At 58.4% G+C, this 3,215-nt stretch carries 4 protein-coding genes and 3 tRNA genes; all 7 read left to right on the top strand.

Annotation, left to right across the window (positions count from 1 at the left end; all coding sequences use genetic code 11):
- Nucleotides 1-199: 199 nt before the first annotated feature.
- Nucleotides 200-1,159, top strand: a complete 960-nt coding sequence (birA, locus tag HX881_RS32600) for a bifunctional biotin--[acetyl-CoA-carboxylase] ligase/biotin operon repressor BirA (RefSeq protein ID WP_177088673.1) — start codon at nt 200-202, stop codon at nt 1,157-1,159.
- Nucleotides 1,149-1,898 carry a pantothenate kinase gene (locus HX881_RS32595; protein ID WP_177088671.1) on the top strand — a complete coding sequence of 250 codons (750 nt, stop codon included), beginning with the start codon at nt 1,149-1,151 and terminating at the stop codon, nt 1,896-1,898. Before birA ends, HX881_RS32595 begins: the two co-directional genes overlap by 11 nt.
- Nucleotides 1,899-1,905: 7 nt before the next feature.
- Complete coding sequence (locus tag HX881_RS32590) at nt 1,906-2,352, top strand: hypothetical protein (RefSeq protein WP_017123244.1); 447 nt, start codon at nt 1,906-1,908, stop codon at nt 2,350-2,352.
- Nucleotides 2,353-2,493: 141 nt separating this feature from the next.
- Nucleotides 2,494-2,578 (top strand) — tRNA-Tyr (locus HX881_RS32585).
- A gap of 26 nt (nt 2,579-2,604) precedes the next feature.
- Nucleotides 2,605-2,678, top strand: a tRNA-Gly gene (locus HX881_RS32580).
- Nucleotides 2,679-2,704: 26 nt separating this feature from the next.
- Nucleotides 2,705-2,780 (top strand) — tRNA-Thr (locus HX881_RS32575).
- A gap of 86 nt (nt 2,781-2,866) precedes the next feature.
- Nucleotides 2,867-3,215: GTP-binding protein (locus HX881_RS32570; protein WP_177088669.1), on the top strand; the 349-nt coding region annotated here is incomplete at its 3' end.

Raw genomic sequence — 3,215 nt, 5'->3', positions numbered from 1 at the left:
AGTTGGGGTTTTGTTTTTGCGCTGCGAAAAACTCGCAGCGATAAGGCCCTTGAGCCTTGCGGGGATCTGGCGGCCGCCATCGCCGGCAAGCCGGCTCCCACAGGGGACGGAGGATGAGGCTGTCTCTGCGGCGCCCCCGCAGTATGCAAGGCTCCGGCTCATGGCTATCATGCGTGCCTCATTGTGAGGCGAGACCTGCATGCTGACGTTGTTAAAACTCCTGAAAGATGGTCGATTTCACTCTGGCGAGGCGCTTGGGGCGGCGTTGGGCGTCAGTCGCAGCGCTGTCTGGAAGCAGCTTCAGCAGTTAGAGGCCGAACTGGGGCTATCGATCCACAAGGTGCGTGGTCGTGGTTATCAGTTGGCCTCTCCCCTGGTGCTGCTTGATCAGCAAGCTATCGCCGCCGCCAGGTCCTCGCCGACCTGGCCGGTACATGTCTATGAGTCGATCGACTCGACCAACGCCGAAGCGTTGCGCCTGGTCGAGCGTGCTGCTCCTGCGCCCTTTGTTGTCGTGGCCGAACGGCAGACGGCAGGCCGTGGTCGTCGCGGACGCCAGTGGGTCAGTCCATTCGCCGAGAATATCTATTACAGCCTGTTGCTCAGGGTCGATGGCGGCATGCGTCAGCTCGAGGGTTTGAGCCTGGTGGTGGGCCTCGCGGTGTTGCACGCCCTGCGGGAGCTGGGTATCCCGGGGGCGGGCCTGAAATGGCCGAACGATGTCCTGGTAGGTGGCCGGAAAATCGCTGGTATCCTGCTGGAGCTGGTCGGGGACCCGGCGGATGTCTGTCACGTTGTGCTGGGCATCGGTATCAACGTCAACATGCAGGTCGCCGATCAGGTTGATCAGCAATGGACATCCGCCAGGCTCGAGACGGGGCGCGCGGTGGACCGCAATCAGGTGATCGCATCCTTGAGCGAGAAGCTTCAGGATTATCTGCAGCGGCATCAGGCATCGGGCTTTTCTGCGATACAGGCGGAGTGGGAGCAGAATCATCTCTGGCAGGGGCGGGAGGTTTCCCTGGTCGCTGGCGCCAACGTGATCGATGGCACGGTGCTCGGCATTGACCAGCAGGGCGCGCTTCGCCTGAAGGTTGCCGGTGTCGAGAAAGTGTTCAGCGGTGGCGAGCTCAGCTTGAGGTTGCGCAATGATTCTTGAGCTCGACTGCGGTAACAGCTTTATCAAGTGGCGCGTCATTCTGGCCGATGGTGAAGAAGTGGTCGCCGGTGGTGTCGTCGACTCCGACCAGATGCTGCTGCAGCGATTGCGTGAGGGGAGCACGTTGAAGTTGGCGTGGTGTCGCCTGGTCAGTGTGCGTACCGAAGAGGAAACGGATCGTCTGGTCGCGGCGCTTGTCGATGCCTTTGGCATCGAGGTGGCGTGTGCGCAGCCCGCGGAAGAAATGGCGGGTGTGCGCAATGGTTACAAAGATCCTGAGCGCTTGGGGCTTGATCGCTGGCTGGCCTTGCTCGGTGGTTTCCGGCTGGCCGGTGGGCCGTGCCTGGTGCTGGATTTCGGCACGGCGGTCACCGCGGATTTCGTCGCCGAGGACGGCCTGCACCTGGGTGGCTTCATTTGTCCTGGAATGCAGTTGATGCGTAACCAGTTGCGTACCCATACTCGGCGGATCCGCTATGACGATGTGGCCGCCGAGCTTGCGCTGGCCAGCCTGGCGCCCGGGCAGGAAACCGTCGAGGCGGTGGAGCGCGGCTGTCTGTTGATGCTCCGGGGTTTTGTCCTTACCCAATTGGAGCAGGCTCGCGAGTACTGGGGGGATGACTTCAGGGTATTCCTCACCGGAGGCGACGCGGCATTGGTCAGCGAGGTTGTTCCCGGAGCCAGGTGGGTGCCTGATCTGGTATTTGTCGGCCTGGCCATTGCCTGCCCGTTGAGCTGAGGTTTCTATGCGTTGGTTGTTTCTGTTGTTGCTGGTACTCAATGGTGTCTATTACGTCTGGCATCAGCAGGAGGCGCCACTGAGGGCGAAGGAGGTGGCTCCTCTGTCGCTTTATCGCAGTGCGCACCAGGATATCCAGTTGTTGAGCGAGTCGGATAACGCCGGGGCGCGCAAAACCGCCGCCAGGGACCAGGAAGAGGAGTCCGAGTGCCTGTATCTGGGAGGGGTGGCACGCCAGGATGTCGCCCAGTCGATTCAGCAGCGCCTGCAGGGAATGGATATCAAGGCGCGTGTACAGCGGGTGAATGTTCCGGATTCCGCGGGCTATTGGCTGCGTATCGCACCCGAAAGCCGGCATTTGCTGGATGACGCCCTTCTGCAGAATCTTGCTAAAGAATTCAATGAGTTAAAACATAAAATAATGTTGTGCGAAGGCATTGCAACTGCCGAATAGTTTGCATAGAATGGCGCCCGCTTCGCAGTGAACACCTCTTGAGGGACTGGCTGGGAAGCGAGGTCAACGCAGCTAACCTCATATTTTTAAATGAGAAATTGCTTGACAGAGGTTCAGCATGATGTAGAATGCGCCTCGATTGGAGGGGTTCCCGAGCGGCCAAAGGGATCAGACTGTAAATCTGACGTCTCAGACTTCGAAGGTTCGAATCCTTCTCCCTCCACCATAATTTCAGCGGAAGCAACAAGCTCCGCGGGTATAGTTTAGTGGTAGAACCTCAGCCTTCCAAGCTGATGATGCGGGTTCGATTCCCGCTACCCGCTCCAAGTTTGCTGTTTGTGCAAAGTGTTTCGCTCTTGTAGCTCAGTTGGTAGAGCACACCCTTGGTAAGGGTGAGGTCAGCGGTTCAAATCCGCTCAAGAGCTCCATATATAACAAGGCAGATATGAGAATATCTGCCTTTGTTTTAATGGTCGATGTAGCTTGCTCAATTCTTCTCCTAAGGGTGATTTCGATGGCTAAGGAAAAGTTCGAACGTAATAAGCCGCACGTCAACGTTGGCACCATTGGTCACGTCGACCACGGTAAGACCACTCTGACTGCTGCGCTGACCCGTGTCTGCTCCGAGGTTTTCGGTTCGGCTAAGGTCGAGTTCGACAAGATCGACAGTGCCCCGGAAGAAAAAGCTCGCGGTATCACCATCAACACCGCTCACGTTGAATACGATTCGGCTGTGCGTCACTACGCTCACGTTGACTGCCCAGGTCACGCTGACTACGTGAAGAACATGATCACCGGTGCTGCCCAGATGGACGGCGCGATCCTGGTTTGCTCGGCCGCTGATGGTCCGATGCCACAAACCC

The sequence above is a fragment of the Pseudomonas gingeri genome, assembly GCF_013386115.1.
Taxonomy (GTDB): domain Bacteria; phylum Pseudomonadota; class Gammaproteobacteria; order Pseudomonadales; family Pseudomonadaceae; genus Aquipseudomonas; species Aquipseudomonas gingeri.
Note: the sequence above shows the minus strand (reverse complement) of the source record. Positions and strands in the feature narration are given on the sequence as shown.

Coding starts and splice junctions, on each gene's coding strand:
- birA (WP_177088673.1), top strand. CDS start 200: ATGCTGACGTTGTTAAAACTCCTGAAAGATGGTCGATTTCACTCTGGC.
- HX881_RS32595 (WP_177088671.1), top strand. CDS start 1,149: ATGATTCTTGAGCTCGACTGCGGTAACAGCTTTATCAAGTGGCGCGTC.
- HX881_RS32590 (WP_017123244.1), top strand. CDS start 1,906: ATGCGTTGGTTGTTTCTGTTGTTGCTGGTACTCAATGGTGTCTATTAC.